Annotated in this window: 22 protein-coding genes and 1 tRNA gene; 15 read left to right on the plus strand and 8 right to left on the minus strand. The window is 37.1% G+C overall.

Annotated elements, in window-relative coordinates:
- Positions 1 to 74: 74 nt before the first annotated feature.
- The 3 genes from trpC to GGG_RS0111595 are packed head-to-tail and all read right to left on the minus strand — an operon-like array spanning position 75 to position 2,548.
- Positions 75 to 881, minus strand: coding sequence for an indole-3-glycerol phosphate synthase TrpC (gene trpC / locus GGG_RS0111585; protein WP_010115063.1), 807 nt, complete (start codon positions 879 to 881; stop codon positions 75 to 77).
- 18 nt (positions 882 to 899) lie between these two features.
- Positions 900 to 1,946 carry an anthranilate phosphoribosyltransferase gene (gene trpD / locus GGG_RS0111590; RefSeq protein ID WP_010115065.1) on the minus strand — a complete coding sequence of 349 codons (1,047 nt, stop codon included), beginning with the start codon at positions 1,944 to 1,946 and terminating at the stop codon, positions 900 to 902.
- Between the two features lie 17 nt (positions 1,947 to 1,963).
- The gene (locus GGG_RS0111595) at positions 1,964 to 2,548 is read right to left on the minus strand and encodes an aminodeoxychorismate/anthranilate synthase component II (protein WP_010115067.1); all 585 of its coding nucleotides are present in this window, start codon (positions 2,546 to 2,548) and stop codon (positions 1,964 to 1,966) included.
- Positions 2,549 to 2,862: 314 nt separating this feature from the next.
- On the opposite strand from GGG_RS0111595, the gene GGG_RS0111600 reads away from it, so the two are divergent.
- The 8 genes from GGG_RS0111600 to GGG_RS0111635 all read left to right on the plus strand — a co-directional run bounded on the left by GGG_RS0111600 (position 2,863) and on the right by GGG_RS0111635 (position 10,758).
- Entirely contained in the window at positions 2,863 to 3,138 is a 276-nt protein-coding gene (locus tag GGG_RS0111600; protein WP_138920275.1) for a hypothetical protein, read from the plus strand.
- A 697-nt stretch (positions 3,139 to 3,835) separates the two neighbouring features.
- Positions 3,836 to 4,777, plus strand: coding sequence for a hypothetical protein (locus tag GGG_RS0111605; RefSeq protein WP_010115070.1), 942 nt, complete (start codon positions 3,836 to 3,838; stop codon positions 4,775 to 4,777).
- 130 nt (positions 4,778 to 4,907) lie between these two features.
- Positions 4,908 to 5,441, plus strand: coding sequence for an ATP/GTP-binding protein (locus GGG_RS0111610; protein ID WP_029574559.1), 534 nt, complete (start codon positions 4,908 to 4,910; stop codon positions 5,439 to 5,441).
- 432 nt (positions 5,442 to 5,873) lie between these two features.
- The gene (gene glnA / locus GGG_RS0111615; protein ID WP_171057687.1) at positions 5,874 to 7,289 is read left to right on the plus strand and encodes a type I glutamate--ammonia ligase; all 1,416 of its coding nucleotides are present in this window, start codon (positions 5,874 to 5,876) and stop codon (positions 7,287 to 7,289) included.
- Positions 7,290 to 7,504: 215 nt separating this feature from the next.
- Positions 7,505 to 8,002, plus strand: a complete 498-nt coding sequence (locus tag GGG_RS0111620) for a chorismate lyase (protein ID WP_010115074.1) — start codon at positions 7,505 to 7,507, stop codon at positions 8,000 to 8,002.
- Positions 8,003 to 8,019: 17 nt separating this feature from the next.
- Complete coding sequence (gene ubiA, locus GGG_RS0111625; RefSeq protein ID WP_010115077.1) at positions 8,020 to 8,898, plus strand: 4-hydroxybenzoate octaprenyltransferase; 879 nt, start codon at positions 8,020 to 8,022, stop codon at positions 8,896 to 8,898.
- A gap of 243 nt (positions 8,899 to 9,141) precedes the next feature.
- The gene (locus GGG_RS0111630; RefSeq protein WP_171057691.1) at positions 9,142 to 10,368 is read left to right on the plus strand and encodes a lipase family protein; all 1,227 of its coding nucleotides are present in this window, start codon (positions 9,142 to 9,144) and stop codon (positions 10,366 to 10,368) included.
- A 141-nt stretch (positions 10,369 to 10,509) separates the two neighbouring features.
- A complete protein-coding gene (locus GGG_RS0111635) occupies positions 10,510 to 10,758 on the plus strand; it encodes a hypothetical protein (protein WP_010115081.1) in 249 nt (82 codons plus the stop codon).
- A gap of 422 nt (positions 10,759 to 11,180) precedes the next feature.
- Here GGG_RS0111635 and argG read toward each other — a convergent pair whose 3' ends face one another.
- Positions 11,181 to 12,524, minus strand: a complete 1,344-nt coding sequence (argG, locus tag GGG_RS0111640; RefSeq protein WP_010115082.1) for an argininosuccinate synthase — start codon at positions 12,522 to 12,524, stop codon at positions 11,181 to 11,183.
- A gap of 596 nt (positions 12,525 to 13,120) precedes the next feature.
- On the minus strand, positions 13,121 to 13,972 hold the full coding sequence (locus GGG_RS0111645) for a LysR family transcriptional regulator (protein ID WP_010115084.1): 852 nt from the start codon (positions 13,970 to 13,972) through the stop codon (positions 13,121 to 13,123).
- A 161-nt stretch (positions 13,973 to 14,133) separates the two neighbouring features.
- On the opposite strand from GGG_RS0111645, the gene GGG_RS0111650 reads away from it, so the two are divergent.
- The 5 genes from GGG_RS0111650 (at position 14,134) to dld (ending at position 21,160) form a co-directional block, all read left to right on the plus strand.
- Positions 14,134 to 15,051, plus strand: coding sequence for a DMT family transporter (locus GGG_RS0111650; protein ID WP_010115086.1), 918 nt, complete (start codon positions 14,134 to 14,136; stop codon positions 15,049 to 15,051).
- A gap of 618 nt (positions 15,052 to 15,669) precedes the next feature.
- Entirely contained in the window at positions 15,670 to 17,340 is a 1,671-nt protein-coding gene (lldP, locus tag GGG_RS0111660) for an L-lactate permease (RefSeq protein ID WP_171057688.1), read from the plus strand.
- Positions 17,341 to 17,372: 32 nt separating this feature from the next.
- On the plus strand, positions 17,373 to 18,116 hold the full coding sequence (lldR, locus tag GGG_RS0111665; RefSeq protein WP_010115088.1) for a transcriptional regulator LldR: 744 nt from the start codon (positions 17,373 to 17,375) through the stop codon (positions 18,114 to 18,116).
- A gap of 2 nt (positions 18,117 to 18,118) precedes the next feature.
- Complete coding sequence (lldD, locus tag GGG_RS0111670) at positions 18,119 to 19,273, plus strand: FMN-dependent L-lactate dehydrogenase LldD (RefSeq protein ID WP_010115089.1); 1,155 nt, start codon at positions 18,119 to 18,121, stop codon at positions 19,271 to 19,273.
- A gap of 189 nt (positions 19,274 to 19,462) precedes the next feature.
- Positions 19,463 to 21,160 (plus strand): D-lactate dehydrogenase, encoded by a 1,698-nt coding sequence (gene dld, locus GGG_RS0111675; RefSeq protein WP_010115090.1) that lies wholly within the window; start codon positions 19,463 to 19,465, stop codon positions 21,158 to 21,160.
- A gap of 137 nt (positions 21,161 to 21,297) precedes the next feature.
- Here dld and GGG_RS0111680 read toward each other — a convergent pair whose 3' ends face one another.
- Positions 21,298 to 22,128: a YrzE family protein gene (locus GGG_RS0111680; RefSeq protein WP_010115092.1), complete on the minus strand. Its 831-nt coding sequence runs from the start codon at positions 22,126 to 22,128 to the stop codon at positions 21,298 to 21,300.
- A 243-nt stretch (positions 22,129 to 22,371) separates the two neighbouring features.
- Here GGG_RS0111680 and GGG_RS0111685 point away from each other — a divergent pair, with 243 nt between their 5' ends.
- Complete coding sequence (locus GGG_RS0111685) at positions 22,372 to 24,405, plus strand: NADPH-dependent 2,4-dienoyl-CoA reductase (RefSeq protein ID WP_034599433.1); 2,034 nt, start codon at positions 22,372 to 22,374, stop codon at positions 24,403 to 24,405.
- A gap of 98 nt (positions 24,406 to 24,503) precedes the next feature.
- A tRNA-Ser gene (locus tag GGG_RS0111690) sits at positions 24,504 to 24,593 on the plus strand.
- Between the two features lie 139 nt (positions 24,594 to 24,732).
- Here GGG_RS0111690 and GGG_RS0111695 read toward each other — a convergent pair.
- Together GGG_RS0111695 and GGG_RS21030 are read right to left on the minus strand one after the other, a co-directional pair.
- On the minus strand, positions 24,733 to 25,125 hold the full coding sequence (locus GGG_RS0111695) for a DUF2784 family protein (RefSeq protein WP_010115094.1): 393 nt from the start codon (positions 25,123 to 25,125) through the stop codon (positions 24,733 to 24,735).
- Positions 25,112 to 25,613 (minus strand): hypothetical protein (locus tag GGG_RS21030; protein WP_010115095.1); only part of this gene is annotated, 502 nt, incomplete at its 5' end. The genes GGG_RS21030 and GGG_RS0111695, both read right to left, overlap by 14 nt.

Raw genomic sequence — 25,613 nt, forward strand, 5'->3', positions numbered from 1 at the left:
AAAAGGTAAATAACAATTCACATTGCGTGTTGAAACCAAGTCTTAAAACAAATCAATTGTTTTGAAAACTGAATTTAAACAGTTTGTGGTACACCAAACAGCGCTTTAAAAGCCTCATCTGGACGTGGTTGCTTCATAAAACTTTCACCGACCAAGAATGCATCAATATCATGCTCTTGCATCATTGCCACATCAGCAGGGGTTGCGATCCCGCTTTCAGTGACCAATAAACGAGATGGTTCAAGCAGTTTTTTCAAACGCAGTGAAGTATTTAAATCAACATCAAAGGTTTTAAGATTGCGGTTATTGACACCGAGTATGCAACGATCAGAAAGTTTCAAGGCACGTTCAAGTTCATATTCATCATGAACTTCCACCAAAACATCCAAGTTATATTCAAATGCAGTTTTAGACATTTCTTCTAACTGCTGATCAGATAAACACGCCACGATCAATAAAATACAATCTGCATGCAACGCACGTGCTTCGATTACACCATAAGGATCAATCAAGAAATCTTTACGCAAAGCTGGCAGTGAACAATGATTACGTGCAATTTGAATATTTTCATCTGCACCTTGGAAAAAATCTACATCGGTCAAAACAGACAAACATGCTGCACCTGCTTGCTCATATTGTTGAGCAATTTCAGCAGGATTAAAGTTTTCACGAATAATCCCTTTTGAAGGTGATGCTTTTTTAATTTCAGCAATCACACCAGGACGCTTACTTTGTAAAGACTGAGCAAAACCACGAACAGGTGTTGCCACTTTTGCAAGTTCCTCAACATCTTTTAAGCTGTGTTGTTTTAAGCGAATTGCAAACTCTTCATGTTTACGATCAACGATTTTACCTAAAATGGTATTGGCAATATCAACCATGATGATTTCCTTTAATTCCTAAGCTTCGTATTCTTTGAGCGTTTTGGTAAATTCAGACAAAATGCCCATTTTTTCTAAAGCCTGTCCACCATAGATAATATCATGTGCCAAGGCGACACCTTGTTTATAGGTTTTGGTTAAACCTGAAACATAGATACCAGCACCTGCATTTAAAGCAATCATATTGGCCGCTTTTTCGCCTTTTGCTGATTTATTTTTGCTTAAAGCATCTTTAATCAACACTAGACTTTCAGTAGCACTGTTTACAGACAAACCTGTTAATGTCTGAGATTCAATATCAACATCTTCAGGCTGAATCATCCATTCAGTGATTTCACCCTCTTTTAATTCAGCAACATAGGTTGCTGATGCAAGGCTGATTTCATCTAAACCATCTTTAGAATGAACCACCATCACGTGCTCAGCACCCAGTTGTTTGAGTACTTCTGCAAGTGGGCGACATAATTCAGTTGAAAATACGCCAATCACATAGCGACGTACCCCAGCCGGATTCGTAAGCGGGCCGAGGAGGTTGAAAATACTACGGAAGCCTAATTCTTTACGAGGACCCGCAGCATATTTCATCGCTTTGTGATGATTTGGAGCAAATAGAAAACCAACACCCATTTCACGGATACAGCGTTCAGTTTGTTGCATATTCAAATCGAGATTGATACCTGCTTGTTCTAATAAATCAGAAGAACCTGATTTTGAAGAAACACCACGATTACCATGTTTGGCAATGGTTGCACCCGCAGCAGCAATCACGAAAGAAGACGCTGTAGACACATTAAATAAGTTTTGACCGTCACCGCCAGTACCGACAATATCGATCAAATGTGGAATATCACTGACATCTATTTTAATGGCAAACTCACGCATGACACGTGCTGCCGCTGTGATTTCATCGATACTTTCGCCTTTTAAACGAAGTCCCATCATCAATGCACCAATTTGTGCATCTGTCGCTTCACCACTCATGATGGTGCGCATGACTTCTTCCATTTGCGGCTGAGTAAGCTCAATGTTTTTGGTAATGTTATTTAAAGCTTGTTGAATATTCATTATCTTGGTTACGCTCGTTATGCATAAATATCTAAAAAGTTTTTAAAGATTTGGTGACCATGTTGGCTCAGAATCGATTCAGGGTGAAATTGCACACCTTCAATAGGTAGTGTCTTATGCTTAACACCCATAATTTCTTCCATTGAACCATCCGCTTCATTGGTCCAGCAAGTCACTTCAAGACATTCAGGAACAGTCGCTTGATCAATCACAAGAGAATGATAGCGGGTCGCTGAAAATGGAGAAGGAAGATTGCTGAAAATGCCAGTATCACTGTGGTACATGTCAGATAATCGACCATGCATCACTGTTTTGGCACGGACAATGTCACCACCAAAAGCTTGTCCAATCGCTTGATGTCCTAAGCAAACACCAAGCAGTGGAATCTTGCCTGCAAAATGCTGAATTGCAGGGATAGAAATTCCTGCTTCCGAAGGGGAGCAAGGACCTGGCCCAATCACTAAATACTTTGGTTGCCATCGCTCAATATCCTCTAAAGTCACGGCATCATTACGGACTACTTTTACTTCTTGGTTTAACTCGCCAAAATATTGGACGATGTTATAAGTAAAGGAGTCATAGTTGTCGATCATTAGAAGCATTTTTAGCTTAACCTCTGGTTATTTATGCATTTATTTTGTATTTTGCTTGGAGTTGCCTGTGCGGTTATCCATTTTTCGCAAAGATGCTTACTTAAAAGGCACAAAATAAAAAAGCCTGTTAAGTACGGCTATAATATCAGATTCTCGCTTATATTCTTTGACTTTTTGCTATACAAAAGCATTGTATAAAAATATATTTTTATTAAAAACCGAAAAGTTTGTAAGCATTGGAATGATGGATGTTTCAACGTTGTTCTGTATCTAGTTTTGCTATATTTTATAATGAAGAACTAAACAACAATATGGAGAAAGCGATGTCCATTATTAATGCAACTGAAGCAAAACAGAATTCCGAAAATCATCAACCTAAAAAGACACTTGAGACTTTACGTAATGAAATTGCAGCTCAAATTAAAGCAAGTTCAGATTTAGGTTATTTTAGCGCAGGCTATACCATCCCTTCAAACGTGGGTGCAGAAGATCAAGAGGCGATTTTGGCAGAATTGAATCAAAAGAAATATGATTTGGATACAACACCAAATGACCACGGACTTGATCTGTTTATTAAATGGTTTAAGCCAGCTCCATAATTTTAGTTCAACCTCCTTCGGGAGGTTTTTTTAAACAATAATTTTAAAACCATTCTGAAAAATCGCCTAATCATGACTTTTTAGGGAATAAATTTTTATTTTTAAAAAGATCATATGGCCTATAGGATGTCTTGAGATTCAATTTTTAGATCTTTTGCAGCTATTGATGATACCAACACCTCAATTTCTTAGCTCATTCAGTAAAATGCTGTATTCACTAAATAGAATGATTATTAACTTCGGAATAAACTAGCATAATGATGCCTTAAAATAGGCATTTAAAAATGTTTATATAATATATTAGAATAACTTAACTTGGTTTAAGCCTTTAATTTAAATACACGTGTGTTCATTTCGAATTAAAAATAAGTTAAGCCTAGTTTAATATAATATCGTAAACTAAATATGAGAATGATTTTTATATTCATTTAATTTGTTTTATGTATTTGAAATACATCTTATACATAAAAATAAAATATTGTTTTATATGGATTTATTTTTTATTTTTTGATAAAAATTATTATTGTTGTTTAAATATATTTTTTATCAGACAGTTATTACATTTTTATAATTTATAAGGTAAAAAAGAATATAGATTATTTTATAATTAATCGGTATTTTAAATGTGATTCCTATAGTTTTTTAAAAATAAAATGTTAATATTGTCACGTTTTTTGATGTGATGATGGGGGGCTAGATGAAAGAAGAAATAAAAATTGCTATATTTGGCTTAAGTTTAAATGTACTTGAAAGCATTAAGCAAAAAGTTCAATCAATGTACGATGATACGCTTAAAGTAAGTTGGGCGACGATTGCTGACCCTCATTTAGATATCCTTTTAGTTAATGATATGTTTTTTAGTTCAGCAACTATTCAAAACTTAGTTGGTGCAAAAAAAATTCCTTATTTACGTCTAATCAATAAAAATGATAAATCAGGCACGATTGAAGGGGATAAATTATATTTACCTTTTTCAGCAACTGATGAGATTCGACAGTGGTTTAAAGACAGGTATTTACAAGTTCCTGTAAGCGTTAAAACAGAAACTTTTGTCAACCAAATTTCCAAAAAAATGGATTTAAAAAATGTTGTTCCTGAATTTTTTAATGAAAGAAATGGAAATGTTCAGGTATTTGATTCAAAAGGAAATATTGCGTTAATGAATATTCGAACTCAACAAGTTTGGATCAATCAAGCGCGAAAACTACAACGAACGGATGCCTCTTTAAATTATACCTATGCAACTATGCAAATGGCTCAATCTGTGAGCTCAATGCAGGGAGAGGATCTAACATCGTGGCTTTGGAATGTCTTATGGCATTCTGAGAATATAGACTTTAAACAAAATCACTCAGACTCTTATAAACTAAAATATTGGCCTCAACCTGATCCTCAAAATGAGCGTAAACAAGTTTTTAAAATAGCCGCTTGTTTTGAGCAAGGCGCAAATCTTAAACAAGTTGCCCAAAAAACAGGGTATAGCTTAGAACAGATTAATAAGTTTGTTTCAGTCGCTTTATTATGCAATGTGCTACATAAAATACCTGTGGAAGATGCAAAGTTGGTGCTTGAGGAAAAAGAATCTTCCAGCGCACTACGTGGCTTCTTTGGTAAATTAAGAAAGAAATTAGGTCTATGAGTCTAGACTATAACTATCTCTACAAGGCATTTTTACACATAGTTGTTAGACCAAGAGTTTTAAATTTTATGTGTAATCTAAATAAATTTTGCAGTCTGGCAAAAGTGTAATAAATACAACAGGTGATGACGTGATACTACATAAATATAAAATTGTATTTGGCGGTAAGAAGGGCGCAGGTAAAACTGCAGCAATCAGATCATTATCAGAGATTTCGGTTCTTTCAACTGAAGCGCATAATACAGATGAACAGTCACACAGCAAAGCTTTGACCACAGTTGGGATTGATTATGGTGAAATCAAACTTGATGATGAGGTTGCAGTAGGCCTATATGGTACGCCTGGGCAAGATCGTTTCGATTTTGTTTGGTCTGTGATTTGTAAAGGGGCGATAGGTGCAGTGGTATTGATCGATCATTCACAAAAAGATGCGCTTGAGGATTTAAAATTTTATTTCCAAGCCTTTAAAGAATATGTGAATAATATTGTTGTAGGCGTAACCCATGTAGATGAAGACCCACAACATTTACTCAAACAATATAAAGATTGGATGAATTTGAACAAGTTAACAATGCCAATTTTTGCCATTGATGCCAGAGAAAAAGATGATGTTTTACTGATGGTTGAAGCATTAATTGCGCGAGCTGAAGTTGAATTTGGCTAATTTATATAATGGGTCAAGGTTAAATATAGTGACTTTATTTTATACCGTTAAATTTTATTGATTCAGCTATTTCAGATTCCAAAGCGTATTGATATATACGCTTTTTTTATTGATAAATTAAGTTTTGAACTGTGAGCAAAAAGATTTATTTAATGCAAAATAAGCACCAAATTAAAACAAATAAACAATTTTGCACAAATATAGTGCATTAAAATTGTGCATTGCAATATAAAATTCGCAAGTGTGTTTGAATATAGTGCAATTCTAAATACACGCAGTATAATAGTTTGAAATTAAAGGTTGCTAAGTCTATTTTCTAATAAAGAATTCAATATTTTAGCAACTATTTTAAAAGTTGGTACGGTAATTGCTATATAAACACCAACTACTAACACGCACTTTGTAAGTGCAACAAAAATGCATTGGAGCAAAATGAGCATGGCGAACAAGGTCCTTCAACTCATACAAGAAAGTGGCGCAAAATGGGTCGATTTTCGCTTTACTGATACTAAGGGTAAAGAGCAGCACGTAAGCTATCCATCAGATACTATCGATGAAGATACTTTTGAAGATGGTAAAATGTTTGATGGTTCTTCAATCGCTGGTTGGAAAGGCATTGAAGCTTCTGACATGATTTTACGTCCAGATCCAGAAACTGCTTTCCTTGACCCGTTCTTTGCTGAAGCAACTATCGTTGTAACTTGTGATGTCATTGAGCCTTCTACTGGCCAAGGTTATGACCGTGATCCACGTTCAATCGCTCGCCGTGCTGAAGAATACCTAAAATCTACAGGTATTGGTGATACAGCATTCTTTGGTCCAGAACCAGAATTCTTCGTTTTTGACGAAGTTAAATGGGACATCGACATGTCTGGCGCTCGTCATACATTGATCGCTGAAGAAGCTGCTTGGTCTACAGGTAAAGATTACGAAGCAGGTAACTCTGGTCACCGTCCTCGTGTTAAAGGTGGTTATTTCCCAGTTCCTCCAGTTGATTCTTCACAAGATATGCGTGCTGAAATGTGTGCTCGTATTGAAGACATCATGGGCCCAGGTCGTGTAGAAGTACATCACCATGAAGTTGCTTCTTGCCAATTAGAAATTGGTGTGAGCTTCAACACTATGGTACGTAAAGCTGACGAAGTTCAACAGTTCAAATATGCTGTTTGGAACGTTGCGCACCAATATGCAAAAACTGCGACTTTCATGCCTAAGCCAATGGTTGGCGATAACGGTTCTGGTATGCACGTTCATATGTCTATCTCTAAAGATGGCAAGAACTTGTTTGCTGGTGATGAATACGCTGGTCTTTCTGAAATGGCGCTTTATTTCATCGGTGGTATCATCAAGCATGCTCGTGCATTGAATGCAATCACAAACCCTTCTACGAACTCGTATAAGCGTTTAGTTCCACACTTTGAAGCACCAATTATGCTTGCTTACTCAGCACGTAACCGTTCTGCTTCTATCCGTATTCCATACGTTTCTAGCCCTAAAGGCAAGCGTATCGAAGCACGTTTCCCAGATCCAATGATGAACCCATACTTAGGTTTCGCAGCATTGTTGATGGCTGGTCTTGATGGTATCCAAAACAAGATCCACCCAGGTGAAGCTGCTGATAAGAACTTGTATGACCTTCCTCCTGAAGAAGAAGCTAAAATCCCAACAGTTGCTCATAGCCTAGATATGGCGCTTGAAGCACTTAAAGCGGATCAAGACTTCCTTCTTAAAGGTGGCGTGTTCACTAAAGAAATGTTAGATGCATACATCGAACTTAAAACTGAAGATGTTCGTCGTCTTAATACGACAACTCACCCAGTTGAATTTGATATGTACTACAGCTTGTAATTCGTTCTCGAATTTAAGTGATAAAAAACCCGCCTTGTGCGGGTTTTTTTATCGTTGTTTTATCTAAGGGTGAGAAAAATCATAATTTGATAAAATGAATGATAAATACTCAAAATATTCATCTCGATGATATATTTTATGCTTAATCTGCTTATATCTGATATTTTCAGTTAAACTTGCGACTTTAATTGAAAATTGAAAAATAGGAGAGAACATTGGCTCAATCATGCAAAAGTCAAGAAAGGCAAATTCCTTTAGAATTAAAAACATGGTTGTATGCTTCAGGTTCTCTAACTCAACAATTGACTGACCTTGCAGATGGGGTTTTCAGTGTTCAGCCGATTCAAGAACATTATAAAAGGCTGACATTTATTGATAGTCAATGGATGAAAATGCCGCATCAACATACGTCATGGGTGCGCGAAAGCTATTTATTTGGTTGTGAACAACAACCTTGGGTTAAGGCAAAAAGTATTTTCCCTATTTTAAGTGTTCATGCGAAAGCTCGGCTATTCAAACATATTCGAAATAAGCCGATCGGAAAATTTCTGTTTCAGCGTACCAATCCGCAATGCGAACGACGCGTATTATTTCTTGAAGAAGGCTGGACGCGACAAAGTTGCTATACTTGGCATGGGTGTAAGTTTATTGTACAAGAAACTTTTTTACCTGCCTTTGAGCAGTTTTTAAAACAGCAAAGTATTTCGAAATAAGGTATTGAAGGATTGTTATGGCGACTATACAGCACACCACATGGCAACAACGTTTAGAAGCGTATTACTATCTATGCCGATTTGATAAGCCAATCGGGACGGAGTTAGTTTTTTGGCCAACCATGTGGGCACTGTGGATTGCAGCAGAAGGAATACCCCCCATTGGTATTTTAATTCCGATTGTATTGGGTACAATATTTATGCGAGCTGCGGGATGTGCGATCAATGATTTTGCAGATCGTAAAGTAGATGCACATGTTGAGCGGACTAAAACTCGTCCTTTAGCCACTGGAATTATCCGCCCTAAAGAAGCTATTTTTGTGTTTCTTGCTTTGGTACTCGCCAGTGCATGTATGTTGTTTTTCTTGCCAATAGCAACATTCTATTGCGCATTAGGTGGACTTTTTCTCGCCTTTATTTACCCATTTATGAAACGCTATACCCATTTACCTCAAGTTGTTTTGGGGATGGCTTTTTCATGGGGAATTCCAATGTCCTTTACCGCAATGGGCAAACCATTAGATTTAACCTGTTGGTTACTTTATTTTGGTAATTTGGCTTGGACAGTCGCTTACGATACGCAATACGCGATTACAGACCGTGAATATGATTTAAAAATTGGTGTGAAATCTACAGCAATTTTATTTGGTAAATATGATATTGAAATTATTTCAATACTTCAGGCACTGAGTGTCATTTTAATTGGTACAGCTTTCTATTTAGAAAATATCTTACTCCCTTTTGGATTGGCAGCTTTGCTGTTGGTTTGTGCTGATTTTATTTATCAATGGACAAAAACCAATGACCGAGATCCGCAACGTTGTTTTTGGGCTTTTCGTCATAATCGTTGGGTGGGTTTAATCATTTTTATTGGAATATTTGTCGCACTAATTTAAGAATTTAACTCAGAAAAATAATAAATGATTGAAAATAAAATGATCAGGCGTTCAACCTTAGTCACAAGAATGTGTATTTTAATGTGAACGCCTAGATAGATTATTAAAAGATCTTGAATTCGTATCAATTTTTAATCAAAAGCGCACTAGTAAGGTGCTTTTTTTTATGTTTAATTATGAGAGGACATGAAGTCAGTAAAAACTACAATATAAATGAGAAGGGTATACGTGATGAATAATATATTGAAACGGTCACTATTAGCGATTACATGTGGTGCAACATTATTTCTTGCAGCATGTAATGACGATGATGATAACAATCAATGGTCTACCAATAAAAGTTATGTTTCTGAAAAAACTTATAATTTAGACAGTATGACATCGGCTGCTTCAGTCAAAGTCATGACCTATAACATGCCGAATGTACTGGGTGAAACCAAGAAAGCGACTGCGATGGTCTTTCTACCCAAAACTTCTCGACCAGCAAATGGTTGGAAAGTTGTGGTGTGGGAACATGGAACTGTGGGGATTGGAGATAGTTGCGCACCGAGTAATAATGCATTTAATCCACGTTTCAAAAATATGGCGGAAAGTTTATTGGCTGAAGGCTATGTCGTCATTGCCCCAGATTATGAAGGTTTAGGTACAGCTGGGGTTCATCCTTATTTAAACTTAAAGAGTGAAGCAAATTCGGCAATTTATGCAGTGAAAGCTTATAAGGATCATTATGGTAATCAAGTTAATGGTCAGTGGATGTCCGTTGGGCAATCTCAAGGTGGACATGGTTCTTTAGGTACAGCAGAACTTTCCAATAATGATTCCAATTACAAAGGCGCGGTTGCTGGTGCGCCTGCATCAAGCTTAGGTTATATTATTTCAGTGGTTGCTCCACAAGCGATTAAAAATCTTCTTCAACAAGAACAAGAGGGTAAAGTACCTGTAGGAACAGCGGTTGAAGTTTACGCTGAGTTGTTGGCCTATGCTGCGTATACTACAGTGGGGATTACAGCATACGAACCGAAATTCAATTATCGTGAAATTTTCCAAGAACGTTCACGTGCGATTGCAGAATTTGCTGAAGGCACTACAGGTGAAAATGGTTTATGTTTAGATGATTTACATAATAAATTTGCTGCTGATATTCGTGATTTCATGGTGAAAAATGGCGGTAAAACCGTTTTAGACTATCCAGGATTGGCAGGGGATTTCCAAGAAAATCAGACAGTTAAAAAGTTCTTAGTGGATAATCAACCTGCAACGAAGAAAATCAATACACCTGTGATGATTATTCAAGGGACAGCGGATATGGCAGTGCCTTATCCAGTAACCAATGCTTTACAACAAGGTTTAAAAGATATGGGTACTGATGTGACGTTCTTACCTGTTGTCGGTGCAAGTCATACTCAGGCAATTGTTGAAATGAATCCACAATTGGTTGCGTTTATCAAAGCAAAAATGCCAGCCAATTAATCACAGTAAAATAAGCAGAAGGGAAAGAATTTCGGTTCTTTCTCTTTTTTGAACCTGTATAAATGCTTACAGACAAAATTTGTATATCGAAAATCTTCTGTTATATTGATCGACTTCAATACGATTGATTGATACAGATTTATGACGCAGACGAGCTCAAAGAAATTCCCAAAGATTTATATTTTCGGCGCACTAGCATTATTCTTACCACTGTTTTTAATAGGTATGCTTTTTATTGCAGCTAAAAGTGATGCGGAAACCAAACGAGAATATGATCAGATACGTCAGCAACATGCAGAAAAAGTTGAATTAAAAAAACAACAGCAGAAACTTGAGCAAGAAAACAAACAACAAATCAACTCCGTTCAAAAGAATGCTGAAGAGTCATAATTTTAAGATTTGATATTTTGTAATGATTAGGGTCTGTTGACATTTCATAAATGGCTTGCGTTGTAGGCTAAAATTGAGCAGACGAGGAATGAAACGAAGAGAATAGCGAGACTATTTTCAAGTTTCATAACGAAGGCTGAGATAATTTTAGCCACAACCCTGAGCAAGAACAAAGCACTGCTTTGTTCGCAGCGCAAGGCGCAGCGGGGGACTAGAGTGTTTTTTGACGCTACGTTGTTGCCTTGCGAAACAGTGTTTCTCATCATTTAGAATGACTAAATTTTGTATTTCACGCCTAGTATCGCCTAAAAAACACTCATAGTCGCAATCATAGACGAATTGTCAACAGACCCTATTTAATCATAAAAATTTTGCCATAAAAAACCGCCATGATTGGCGGTTTTTTACATTAGATTAAAAACTTATTTGTTTTTATCTTTAAGCTGAGGAACAGCAGAACCTGTACCAACTGCAAGTAAACCAGTATTTGTATAAATGCCTAATTTTGCACGAGTATCGGTAATATCAAGGTTACGCATAGTTAACTGACCAATACGATCCATTGGCGTAAACATTGAATCACCTTTCTCCATCGTCAAACGCTCAGCTTCATAAGTGAGGTTTTCAGATTCAGTGTTCATGATGGTATAGTCATTACCACGACGTAATTCTAATGTCACTGTACCTGTAATGGCTTTAGCCACCCAACGTTGTGCAGTTTCACGAAGCATTAATGCTTGAGAGTCGAACCAACGACCTTGATACAATAAACGTCCTAAACGTAAACCGTTAATACGATATTGTTCAATCGTATCTTCGTTGTGAATACCAGTTACAAGACGCTCATAAGCAATATGAAGTAGAGCCATACCTGGAGCTTCATAAATACCACGAGATTTTGCTTCGATGATACGGTTTTCGATTTGGTCTGACATACCTAGACCATGACGACCACCAATACGGTTTGCTTCGAGAATAAACTCAACTGGATCGTCAATACGTTTACCGTTTAACGCAACAGGGAAACCTTCTTCGAAAGTGATCGAAACTTCTTCAGCTTCAATTTTTACATCATCTTTCCAGAAAGCAACGCCCATGATTGGATCAACGATTTTGATACCTGCATTGAGATATTCTAAATCTTTAGCTTCATGTGTTGCACCCAACATGTTTGAATCTGTTGAATAGGCTTTCTCTTTCGACATTTTGTAGTCAAAACCATTGTCGATTAAGAATTGTGACATTTCAGCACGACCACCCAATTCATCAATGAACTGTTGGTCTAACCAAGGTTTGTAAATTTTAAGATCAGGATTGGTTAATAAGCCATAACGATAGAAACGTTCAATATCGTTCCCTTTATATGTAGAACCATCGCCCCAAATATTTACATCGTCTTCTTTCATTGCTGTAACAAGCATGGTTCCTGTTACGGCACGACCTAAAGGCGTCGTATTGAAATAAGGAACACCACCAGTGCTGATATGAAATGCGCCACATTGAATTGCAGCAATACCTTCTAATGCAAGTTGTAAGCGGCAGTCTACTAAGCGTGCTTTTACTGCGCCGTATGCTTCAGCTTTACGTGGAATTGCATCATAGTCATCTTCATCAGGTTGACCTAGGTTTGCTGTATAAGCATAAGGTTCTGCGCCTTTTTGTTTCATCCACAATAAAGCTGCTGAAGTATCTAGACCACCAGAGAAAGCGATACCGACTTTTTTGCCTACTGGTACATTCTGCAAGATCGTTGCATTATCAGTCATTGCGAGTCCTAACTATTTCGAAATAGGCACCATATATTTTTGGTAGCCGAAGAGAATTTTATTAACGCAGTATTATAGCACCCTTCAATACAATTTTTTTGGTGTTAAGACTGGAAATATTCTTTTTTGATTTAAAAAATAGATTAATATTCTAAAAATATAAAGTTTTACGATAAGAATGCAGAGATTCAAGTCAAGATAAGATGAAAGGATAAAGCAATGCCAAATAGCAATAATCAAATTTTATCGACCTTACATTAAGTTGTGGCATTTATTTTAATTTTTGATTTGATCTATATGTTTTTATCAATTATTCATAGATCATTAGGCTTATCTCTTTGGAAGTTTTTTAGGGAAAATAACCTTAATTTGTATTCATTTTCTATGTGCAAAAGGGGGAAAGTCGGGGCGTGAATTAAGCGTTTAGCATCCAATTTTTTCACATTTTTATGTTAAATGCATTTCCATTAGGAACTTTACTGGCTGCAATTATGCTGTTCTTCTCCATATTTAAGTGGGAAAAGGTCAAACTCAAGTTTTTAATTTGCCTACTACAGAAATTAAAAACTGATTTACAGTATTGAGCTTAATCCCCCTTAAAGTTGATCATTTAACCCAATAAATTGTCTTTCAATTGGGGTAAATACATGATCATTTCTGGCAATTAAATACAAACCAATATCACGATATTGTTCAGGAATATCCATATAGTATTGAACATTAAACTTAGGGATTAACGATTTCGCAATCATGGAAATTCCCATTCCCAATTGAGTAAATTGGATGAGTGCTTCATGGTCATGAATATGCGTTGTTTCGCCTTTGGTCAGTTGGTAGTTTGCATAAATCTGATTTAAAATTGTTGAATAACAACATTCTTCTGAAGCCAGTAAGATATTTTGATGATCTAAACAACCAGCTATATTGTCATGATTGAGAATATTTTTACCAATCAGCACCAATTCATCATCTGCTTTGTGAATGTATTGCAGATTTTTTTGATTTGGATGACCCAATACATAGGCGATATCTAAATTGCCCTGCAAAATTTCATCTTCAATATAACCTGTAGCACCTGTTTTCATGGTGATCGACAAATCTGGATAGGTTTCATACAGTTGATTAAAAGATGGGTAAAAGCGCATGCCACCTAAACTGGTATTGGTGCCAAAACGTAAATATTTTTCTTGTTGATAAATCTTATTTTCTGTTTCGTCCCATGTGAACAGCATTTTTTTGTATTGAGTATACAAATTCATTCCTGATTCGGTCAGTTCCACACCTTTGGGCTTACGAATAAACAGTTGACGTTTATAGTGATTTTCAATTTTTTTAATTTTAGCCGTCATATTGGATTGCAAATAATTCAGCTTATTGGCTGCGCCTGAAATACTTTTTAATTCTGCTACAGCAACAAATGATTTGATGTCACTTATATCGATATTCATCAGCAATGACTCACTGTTTATTTTCAAGTAGAAAACATGGGATTAAAAACGGTATTAAAAAAAGACATTAAAAAAATGATGGATATATTAAAACATAACATTATTCATGATGCCTTATATTTTTTATAATGAATGTACTTTCGATCTGTTGAGTACAACAAATGAATACTAAAGTCGTCAGTGCAATTGCATTGTTATGTTTAGTTTGGGGTTCATTGTGGGGATTGGTAAAACACAGTTTGCAGATTTTCCCGCCATTTTTATTTATTTCTATACGCTTGATTTTAGCAGCATTAACACTAATGGTCGTGCAACTTATTCTCAGAAAATCGATTGTTCCTAAACGTGGAGAATGGACGAAACTGATCATTTCTAGTGTGATGATTTGCTTTGGATTTTATGCCACGCAGACTTTTGCAATGCAATTTGTGGATTCAGGTTTATCGGCAGTTTTAGTGTTTACAATGCCAATTTTTATTGGTGTTTTAGCGCATTATTTTCTCAATGAGAGATTGAATGCTCAAAAAATTATTGGGCTAATTTTAGGAACCTTAGGACTGATTGCGATATTGTGGCCTCAATTGCATGATATTCACATGAATCTTTCTTTAATCGGACAATGCTTCCTGATTTTATCTGGATTTTTCTGGGCACTCACAACTGTTTATATTAAGAAAAATTTTGCAAGCTACGACAAAATGAAGCTCACCATTTGGCAATTGTTGATAGGTGGTGGCGTTATTCTCATTGGAGTACTGGCTTTTGAACCATTTGATTTTAAAGTGTGGTTGAACCCGCTGAATGATTCAATGCTGTTCTATATTGCAGTGATCGGAACAGGTTTTGCGTTTGTGCTTTGGAATTGGATTGTGAGTCAGGTTGATACCTTTATTGCCTCGATTTCGATTATGTGTATTCCAATACTCAGTCTGTTTTTTGGTTCAATGATTTGGCATGAATCTTTAACAATCAATATCTTAATCGGTGCAGTGTTTATTTGTTTGGGTATTATTTTAAGCTCATTAAAAATCAAAACACAGAAAGGGCAAATCGATTCATTGTGTAATGAAAGTCATTAAACCGATGTCGAATTTTTCTTAAATTCCATTCATGAGATGATTGATTTAAATAGTTAAAAATAAGCTAAGTTGTGAAGCAAAATCAGTTCAATTGAACTGATTTTGTTTTGCACATTTTAAATGAATCGTGATTAGAGTTGGATATTTGTATGGACGTATCATTTGCTATTTCATAAGAAAGGATGTAGGTGATAGTTTATCTAATAGGTTGTTAAATATTGGGAAAAAGTAATCTATCACTATTACGTGCCTAATATTTGAAATATGGTTTTGGCTAAAATGGATACACGTTAAATCAGTTAAAATATGTGTATTAGACTAAAGTTTAATATTGTGCTGCTTAAAGTGCATATTTCTAAAAAAGATAAGTAAAAACAAAGAATTTATTTTATTCATTAAAATGCGCTCTAAATAAAAAAATGTATAATGTTAATTGAAATTGGTATGACCAATAAAATTATTATTCATTCAGTGTTGATCTTTAATTCAACAGAAATTACCATTAAATCGAAATTTAAAGAATTTTTTTAATTTATTGTTTTATTGGTCATACCAATTTTGGTAAAAATGAATGACTGATCTGACCATATGATACTTTCCTGAAAGCATTTCAAGGAGATGACAATGCTTCAACAATGGCAACAGATTTATGATCCGATGGGGAATATCTGGATTTCCAGTTTGATCGCCCTGATTCCGATTATCTTCTTCTTTTTAGCGCTTGCTGTATTTCGTTTGAAAGGCAGTATTGCAGGTACAATCACCGTTGTATTGGCGCTCATGGTTTCATTGTTTGCTTATAAAATGCCAGTGATGATGGCATTTGCTTCAATGGTTTATGGTTTTTTATATGGCTTATGGCCAATCGCTTGGATCATTATAGGGGCAGTATTCCTCTATAAAATTTCAGTAAAAACAGGGCAGTTCGATGTCATTCGTTCTTCGATCTTGTCGATTACTGAAGATCAACGCTTACAAATGCTTTTTGTTGGTTTTGCTTTTGGTACATTCCTTGAGGGTGCAGCAGGTTTTGGTGCACCAGTGGCGATTACTGCCGCGCTTTTAGTCGGTTTAGGGTTTAAACCACTCTATGCAGCAGGTTTGTGTTTGATTGTGAATACCGCACCTGTCGCTTTTGGCGCAATGGGGATTCCAATCATTGTTGCTGGTCAGGTTTCAGGCGTTGAAACAATGGAAATCAGCCAAATGGTGGGGCGTCAGTTACCATTTATGGTGATTATCGTTCTGTTCTGGATTATGGCGATCATGGACGGCTGGCGTGGTGTGAAAGAAACATGGCCTGCGGTAATCGTCGGCGGTGGTTCATTTGCAATTGCACAGTATTTAACATCAAACTTTGTTGGCCCTGAGCTACCAGACATTACCGCTGCAATTGCATCTTTGGTTTCTTTAACAATCTTGTTGAGATTCTGGCAGCCTAAACATATTTTCCGTTTTGCCAATGAAGACAGCAATATTGATGAAAATTTAGCAGAGCAAAAGTTAAAGAAATATTCGATTGCTCAGATTGCAAAAGCATGGTCACCATTCGCAATTTTAACGGCAATGGTCACGATTTGGAGTGTAAAACCGTTTAAGGATTTATTCACCAAAGATGGTGCATTGCACGATATGGTTATTTCAATCAAAGTGCCTTATTTACATCAACTTGTGCAAAAGATGCCACCGGTTGTGCCTGAAATAAAAGACTATGATGCGATTTATAAGTTTGACTGGTTCTCGGCAACAGGTACTGCGATTCTAATTGCAGCGATCATCACCATCATTTTCTTAAAAATGAAGCCAAAAGAAGCTGTGATTACTTTTGGTGAAACTGTTAATGAATTAAAAATTCCAATTTATTCAATTGGTATGGTGCTGGCTTTTGCTTTTATTGCGAATTATTCAGGTATGTCTGCGACACTTGCATTGGCACTCGCACATACAGGTCAAGCATTTACTTTCTTCTCACCATTCTTAGGTTGGTTAGGCGTATTCCTCACAGGTTCGGATACTTCTGCCAATGCTTTATTCGGTGCATTACAAGCAACAACAGCACAGCAAATTGGTGTGCCTGAAGTTCTATTGGTTGCAGCCAATACCAGTGGGGGTGTAACAGGAAAAATGATTTCTCCGCAATCTATTGCAATCGCTTGTGCGGCTGTAGGTTTAGTGGGTAAAGAATCTGATCTGTTCCGTTTTACAGTTAAACACAGTATAACGTTTACAGTGATGATCGGTATTATCATTACTCTACAAGCCTATGTGTTCCCATGGATGATTCCATGACACTCAATTGATGTAAGCGCTGAGGAAAGCAGATGAAAGTCTCCGATAAAGTTGTACAAAATCTTCGTATGTTAATTGAAGAAAAAAATATGCAAGTCGGAGAACGTTTACCTGCTGAACGTAAGTTGTGTGAACAACTCGGTGTATCCCGCTCTTCTTTGAGAGAGGCGATTTCACAACTGACCAGTATGGGCATGCTGGTCAGCAAAGTGGGAGCGGGAACGTTTTTGCAACAATTGCCTGTGAATTGGTCACAGTATCAAATCGTTGAACCACTGAGTAATTTGATTGATGAAGATCCTGCTTATCGTTTTGATGTTCAGGAAGCACGAACAATTTTAGAAGGTGGTTCAGCATGGTATGCAGCAAAGCGCGCCACCAAAGAAGATATTGAAAAGATTCGTTATTACTATGACCAGATTACATATTTTCAATCTTTAGGTGATGATGACCAAGCATCGAAAGCGGATGCCAAGTTTCATCTTTCTATCGCAGAAGCATCACACAATTTAGTGTTGATTCAGATGATGCGAGGATTGTTTGATTTGTTGCAATTTAATGTGGTTTTGGGACGTCGTAAAGTCTATTCCGAAGCACGTCGTTTTGATCAGTTGCATGATCAACATTTTCAAGTGATGGATGCAATTGAACGTCATGATCCAGATGCTGCACGTGATGCAGTATGTGGACATATAGAATTTGTAGTACAGCAAGTGCGTATGATTGATGAAGAAGAAGCTCGTCGTCAGCGTGCAAGTCGATTGAACAGGATATAAACATGATTATTTCTTCTGCAAATGACTACCGTGAAGCCGCACGACGTCGTTTACCACCATTCCTTTTCCATTACATCGATGGTGGTGCGTATGCGGAATATACACTGAAACGCAATGTGGAAGATTTATCAAAAATTGCGTTAAGGCAGCGTGTTTTAAACGACATGTCGCAGTTGAGTTTAGAAACCAAGCTGTTTGATGAAACTTTATCTATGCCAGTTGCATTATCACCTGTAGGGCTTACAGGAATGTATGCGCGCCGTGGTGAGGTTCAAGCTGCTGTTGCTGCGGATAAAAAAGGAATTCCGTTTACTTTGTCTACAGTTTCAGTATGTCCAATTGAAGAAGTTGCACCTGCAATTAACCGTCCGATGTGGTTTCAGTTGTATGTATTGCGTGACCGTGGCTTTATGAAAAATGCTTTGGAACGTGCTAAGGCTGCAGGCTGTTCTACATTAGTATTCACCGTGGATATGCCAGTTCCTGGTGCACGCTATCGTGATGCACATTCAGGTATGAGTGGACCAAATGCAGCAATGCGTCGTTATATGCAATCATGCTTCCATCCACATTGGGCATGGAATGTCGGCTTGTTAGGACGTCCACATGATTTAGGCAATATTTCTAAATACTTGGGGAAACCGACAGGTCTTGAGGATTATATCGGTTGGTTAGGTAATAACTTTGATCCCTCTATTTCATGGAAAGACCTTGAGTGGATTCGTGAGTTTTGGGATGGCCCAATGGTGATCAAAGGCATCCTTGATCCTGAAGATGCGAAAGATGCTGTACGTTTTGGCGCAGATGGTATTGTAGTTTCAAATCATGGCGGTCGTCAGCTAGATGGCGTTCTATCTTCTGCTCGTGCGCTACCTCCAATTGCAGATGCTGTAAAAGGCGATATTAAAATTCTAGCGGATTCTGGTATTCGTAATGGCTTGGACGTTGTGCGTATGCTGGCATTGGGTGCGGACACTTGTATGTTAGGCCGTGCTTTTGTTTATGCATTGGGCGCAGCAGGCGGTGAAGGTGTTTCTAATCTGCTGGATTTAATCGATAAAGAAATGCGTGTGGCAATGACTTTAACAGGTGCAAAAACCATTGCTGATATTACTTCAGATTGTTTAGTGAAGTTAGAGAAATCATTGGTGGGGTGATTCCTACTTTATAAATAAATGTTTCTCATATAAAAGTATCGCTATTCATAGATAATCCCTCCCAACCTCCCTTTAAAAAAGGAAGGAGCTACACCAACTAGGAATATTTTTGGGTGAAAAGTCCCCCTTTGGAAAAGGTGAGGGGCATTGCTCCGCAAGGGGGGATTTGAATAATTGGAAATAACAACTATGAACACCCAATCCTCTACTAAACACACCATTCAAAATCTAGTCAGTATCGTTGGTAAACAGCACGTCTTAATTGATGACAATGATACTCGGCTCTATCGTCAGGGACGGCGCTATGGATCAGGACAAGTCCTTGCAGTTGTTGTTCCAGGAACTTTGCTTGAGCAATGGCAAGTGTTACAAACTGCGGTAAATGCAAATTGTATCGTGATCATGCAAGCTGCGAATACTGGATTGACAGGTGGTTCAACGCCATTTGGCGATGATTATGATCGTCCAGTCATTTTAATGAGTACACGACGCTTGGTTGGTATTCAAGTGATTAACCAAGGTCAACAAGTGATTTGTTTACCAGGTGCGACACTGGATCGACTTGAAAAAGAATTAGCTCAATTTAACCGTGAACCTCACTCAGTGATTGGTTCATCGTGTATTGGTGCATCTGTTTTGGGTGGTGTCTGTAACAACTCTGGCGGTGCATTGGTTCGTCGTGGCCCTGCTTATACGGAATTGGCACTTTATGCACGTATCAATGATTCAGGTGAATTAGAACTGGTGAATCATTTGGGGGTGAACTTAGGTGAAACACCCGAAGAAATTCTCAGCACGCTTGAAAATAAAAATTATCAAATCAATGATGTTATTAACAATTCAGATTGTTGTGCATCGGATCATCGTTATGCACACGATGTTAAACAGGTCGATGAAAATACTCCTGCACGTTTTAATGCTGATCCATCCCGTCTTTTTGAGGCGTCAGGCTCGGCAGGTAAAGTTTGTGTTTTTGCAGTACGTTTGGATACTTTTGAAAAAATTCCAAGTCAGGTGTTTTATATCGGTACAAATTCACATGATGATTTAACTGAAATTCGCCGTTTTTTATTGAAGGATTTACCTCGTTTACCTATTGCGGGTGAATACATTCACCGTGTTGCTTATGATATTGGTGCGGAATACGGTAAAGATACGTTTATGTTTATTGAAAAATTTGGCACGGCAAAAGTGCCTGCTGCTTTTGCGATGAAAGATAAAGTCGATGGTTATCTTGAAAAATTTGGTTTGAGAGGATTATCAGATAAAATTTTGCAAATCATCACCAAATTCATGCCGAGTCATTTACCTAAACGTATGAATGAATTTCGTGATTTGTATGAACATCATCTGGTTATTCGCATTGAAAATCAGGATGTTGAACAGGTAAAATTATTTTTAAAAGACTATTTCCAACATAAAGCATCTGGTGACTATTTCCATTGTACTGATGAGGAAGGGCGTAAAGCATTTTTACATCGTTTTGCAGTTGCTGGCGCTGCAATCCGTTATCGAGATACCCATCGTTCAGAAGTTGAAGATATTGTGGCGCTTGATATTGCATTACGTCGTAATGATCGTGAGTGGGTGGAAACTTTACCCAAAGAAATGGATGAATTGATCATCCATAAACTATATTACGGTCATTTTTTATGTCATGTTTTTCATCAGGATTATATTGTCAAAAAGGGTGTAGATCCTTTAGCCATGGAACATCAAATGTGGCATTTACTGGATAATCGTGGTGCGGAATATCCTGCTGAGCATAATGTTGGGCATTTATATATTGCCAAACCTGCTTTAAAAAACCATTATCAAAAGTTAGACCCAACCAATAGTTTTAATGTCGGGATTGGACAAACCAGTAAATTAAAATATTGGAAATAATGTCCAAGTCATTCGCTCAATCATTCTTGAAATCCTATCCAGATTATCGACCGATGATTTTGAGGATTTGCATGATCAGCCATATAGATTCAATATGGCTGATTTTATTTTACTGCTTTACTTTTTATTTTTACTTTTTATTGATTCGTTTTTTTATTCCCAAGCTTTGAAGAAATAAATCCGAGAATAAAGGCACTGATAAAAAATACAATGACTGCATATAGTGTTGAATGTGTGTTAAACCAAGTTGTCAGTGTGAGTACAACCACAATTGCAGTAGAAATCCAGATTGAAAGCCCAGAAGATTTGGGTGGATCAGATAGGGGATTTTCTTGGTTTTGTATATCTTGCTCAAGAAGCGTATCTTTTAACTCAGACAATGTGTTGTTGTTATTGACACCATAAAAGAAGTAAGAGTGATTATCAAAACGTGCAAAATCAGTTCTTTGATATTCTACAAACTCATTATTATCGGTATTGTCTTTTTGGAAACTTTGAATTTGCTGTAAAGGTTTGATTAAAAAATCAACATCATTTAAATCTAAAGCTAATCCACTGGTTCTTAACAAGATATATTCAGGATAATGTTGTTCGATGAGCGATTTAAATAAATCAAATTGGAATGTATTTTCAGGGCCAAAAATCTCTATAAAGATCGATTTATGATTTTCTAAATTGATTAATGCCTGTTTTTGATCGACGACTAAATATGCATATAAATGATCGTCAAAAAGAGTTTGATATTCTGCTAGAGCATCTAGATTACGTTCATCATTGATATCGAAATCATCTGTATATTTTGCCCAGAAAATATTTTCCTGTTTAAACAGCATAAACCATAGAATAGGAATAAAAGCATCCGCTTCGAGTTCAAATGATGCGTTTTGAAAAAATTCAGCCCATTGATTTTGACTGCCTAAGGGCATCAGGCTGAGATGTGAACTCGTTAAAAATACAGGATGGCTCATATTTTAATATGCTCTATTTCTATACGTTTTTAATAAGGATATTTCAAATTCGTTAAACTGAGTCTTTGAAATTGTTGTAAAGCTGTATATGAATGATTCGATGAACATTTATAGATATATCAGCTCGTTGGGATAATTGACACTATTTACGTTGAAAATAACATAAAAAGCCATCCCAAAAATGGTAAAAATAGATAAAGTAGTATGCAACAAGTTGCAAAGCCAAATATTAAAGGATTCATCATGACAACTAGCTATGCAAATATTCTAAAACCGCTTCATTTGGGATTTACGACCATTAAAAATCGTGTCGTGATGGGTTCAATGCACACTGGTTTAGAAGATCGTTTTTATAATTACCCAAAACTTGCTGCATATTTTGGAGAGCGCGCTAAAGGTGGTGTAGGACTGATTATTACAGGTGGTATTTCACCAAATCGTCAGGGCTGGTTACTGCCTGCTGGTGGAACGATGAATCATATTGGAGATATTGCTCCGCATCGTTTGGTGACACATGCAGTACATAAGCATGGTGCAAAAATCCTGATGCAAATTCTTCATGCCGGTCGTTATGGTTATCAGCCATTTGTCGTGTCTGCAAGCCCAATTAAATCACCAATTTCCATGTTTAAACCACGTCAAATGAGCGACAAACTCATTCTTGAAACGATTCAAGATTATGCGGATACAGCAAGCCTTGCGAAAAAGGCGGGCTATGATGGTGTAGAAATTATGGGTTCAGAAGGCTATCTTTTGAATCAATTTTTAAGCCGTCATGTGAATCAGCGTGAAGATCGTTGGGGCGGGTCAATCGAAAATCGTATGCGCTTTGCTGTCGAAATCGTAAAAGCGATTCGTGAAAAAGTGGGTGAAAAGTTTATTATTTGCTTCCGTTTGTCCATGTTGGATTTGGTGCATGATGGCAATACCATGGATGAAGTCATTACCATTGCTCAGGCTTTGGAAAAAGCCGGGATTACTTTATTAAATACGGGAATAGGTTGGCATGAAGCACGTATTCCTACCATTGTGACATCAGTTCCTCGTGCTGCATTTGTAGATTACACTGCGGAAGTGAAAAAGCACGTAACTGTACCTGTGATCGCATCTAACCGTATCAATATGCCTGAAACTGCAGAAGAAATATTGGCAGCAGGTAAAGCTGATATGGTGCAAATGGCACGTCCACTGTTGGCGGATGCATTTTGGGTCAATAAAACTGCAACCAACCGTGTGGATGAAATTAATACATGTATCGCATGTAACCAAGCTTGCTTAGATCATAGTTTCCAAAATAAACGTGCGAGTTGTTTGGTGAATCCACGTGCCGCGCATGAGACAGAATTGGTTTATATCAAAACCAAAAAGCCAAAGAAAATTGCTGTGGTTGGTGGCGGTGTTGCAGGAATGTCCGCTGCGACCATTGCTGCTGAACGAGGTCATCATGTGACATTGTTTGAAGCTTTAAATGATGTGGGTGGTCAATTCAATTTAGCGAAAGTTGTTCCTGGTAAAGAGGAATTTCATGAAACTATTCGCTATTTCAAAGTACAGATTGAAAAAACAGGTGTAGATTTACGATTGAATACCAAAGTTAATCGTGAACAACTTGAGAGAGAAGGCTTTGATGAAGTTGTTGTGGCAACTGGTGTTATTCCTCGTGGTTTAAAAATTGAAGGAAGTGATGCGCCACAAGTATTATCCTATGCAGAGGTTTTACGTGGTGCTTCTGTAGGTCATAGTGTTGCTGTGATTGGGGCAGGGGGGATTGGGTTTGATGTATCAGAATTTTTATTGAAACCAGAGAACCAACCGCAACCTCAACCATTGTTAGATTGGATGCGTGAATGGGGGATTGACCCAAATCCAGACTATATGACTGAAGGTGGCTTTGTACGAGCAGAAGTTGAGCCACCGATTCGTCAAATTTATTTGATGCAACGCAAAACCACACCTTTAGGCATTGGTTTAGGTAAAACTTCAGGTTGGGTACATCGTGCACAATTGAAAAAGCATGCTGTAAAAATGATGCGTGGTGTGCAATATAAAGCGGTGACCAATGAAGGGTTATGGGTTGAAAGCAATGGTCATGATCAACTTCTACGTGTAGATACAATTGTTGTCTGTGCAGGGCAAGAGTCTGTGAAGGATTTGATGCCAAAAGAGGGTGAGCTTACATTGGCAAACTACCATATTATTGGTGGTGCGAAACTTGCGGGTGAACTTGATGCGAAGCGTGCAATACGTGAAGGTGCTGAATTAGCAGCTAAACTTTAAGCAAAAAATGCAAAATTGATGAAACAATATGCATTTGAATACTTTAAGTTTATATTTCTCTTGTCAGAAATTAAAAAGCTTAGTATTCTTGCGCACATGGAAGCGTGGCAGAGCGGTTTAATGCACCGGTCTTGAAAACCGACGAGGGTGTGAGTCCTCCGTGAGTTCGAATCTCACCGCTTCCGCCAAATATCTAAATAAGCCCTTGTTTTTACGAGGGCTTATTTTTTGTCTGTGGTTTTACCCCTCAGCCTACCCACATCGAATGTTGGGAATGTTGGATTTACTGGGAACTGACAATACTTTTTATTTTGAAGTGCTTTAAAATTAAAATATATGTAAGAAAATTCTATTTAAAAAAATTAAATAAGGGATAAAGTTTGCTAAAATCATAATCCATATGAAAATTTTACGTGAACTAGGCTCATATCCTGTTCGGTTGAAATGAGACCAAATATAGTGAGGCATAAACTCATCCATTGGCCAAGCTAATGTTTCTCCTGCTTTTACACGCAATGATCTTTCCCATTTGGTTAAAAAGCATCCCATATTTCGTTTGCGATTTATGACGCCATAAAACACACAAATCATATGAAATATCATTAAGCTATTAAATGGAAAAGCTATTAGTCCTCCGATTAGTACAAATAAAATAAAAGCCATATGCCAAGCTGCTATACACCTAGCCAATAATAAATAGAGAAATCTACGTAAGTTCATTTTCAATATCTGCAATTTGTACGACCTTTATCAAATCAAATTTATCCCAGTTGTCTTGTTCTCTATAGCGCACGTTGTATTCGCAAAAAGAAATCAATTGACCATGATTATTTAGAGTATGGTGGCAACACGCTGAAACTCTATCTTGGTCATAATTAAATTGATCCATAAAAGGCTTTATTACAATGCCAAATACATCTTCAGTACGGATTAAATAACGGCTGATTTTGGCAAATAAAGTTTTAAAAAAACCATGTTTATTGGTACCTAACATACCTCGTAATTCTTGTTGATCTAATAAAGTTTTATTAGCAACATCATTCATGATGCTGTCTAAATCAACAAATTTAGCGATATTAATAAAGAGCCCAAATCGCCGTACAAACAATGTTACCCAGCCACAATTTGGGTGGCTACATGGTATGGGTAAGAAGTCATTTTGTGTTACATATTTGGGAAAAGCATTTGCAACACCTTTGGCTACATCA

This window comes from Acinetobacter sp. P8-3-8 (genome assembly GCF_000214135.1).
In the GTDB taxonomy this organism is placed as follows: domain Bacteria; phylum Pseudomonadota; class Gammaproteobacteria; order Pseudomonadales; family Moraxellaceae; genus Acinetobacter.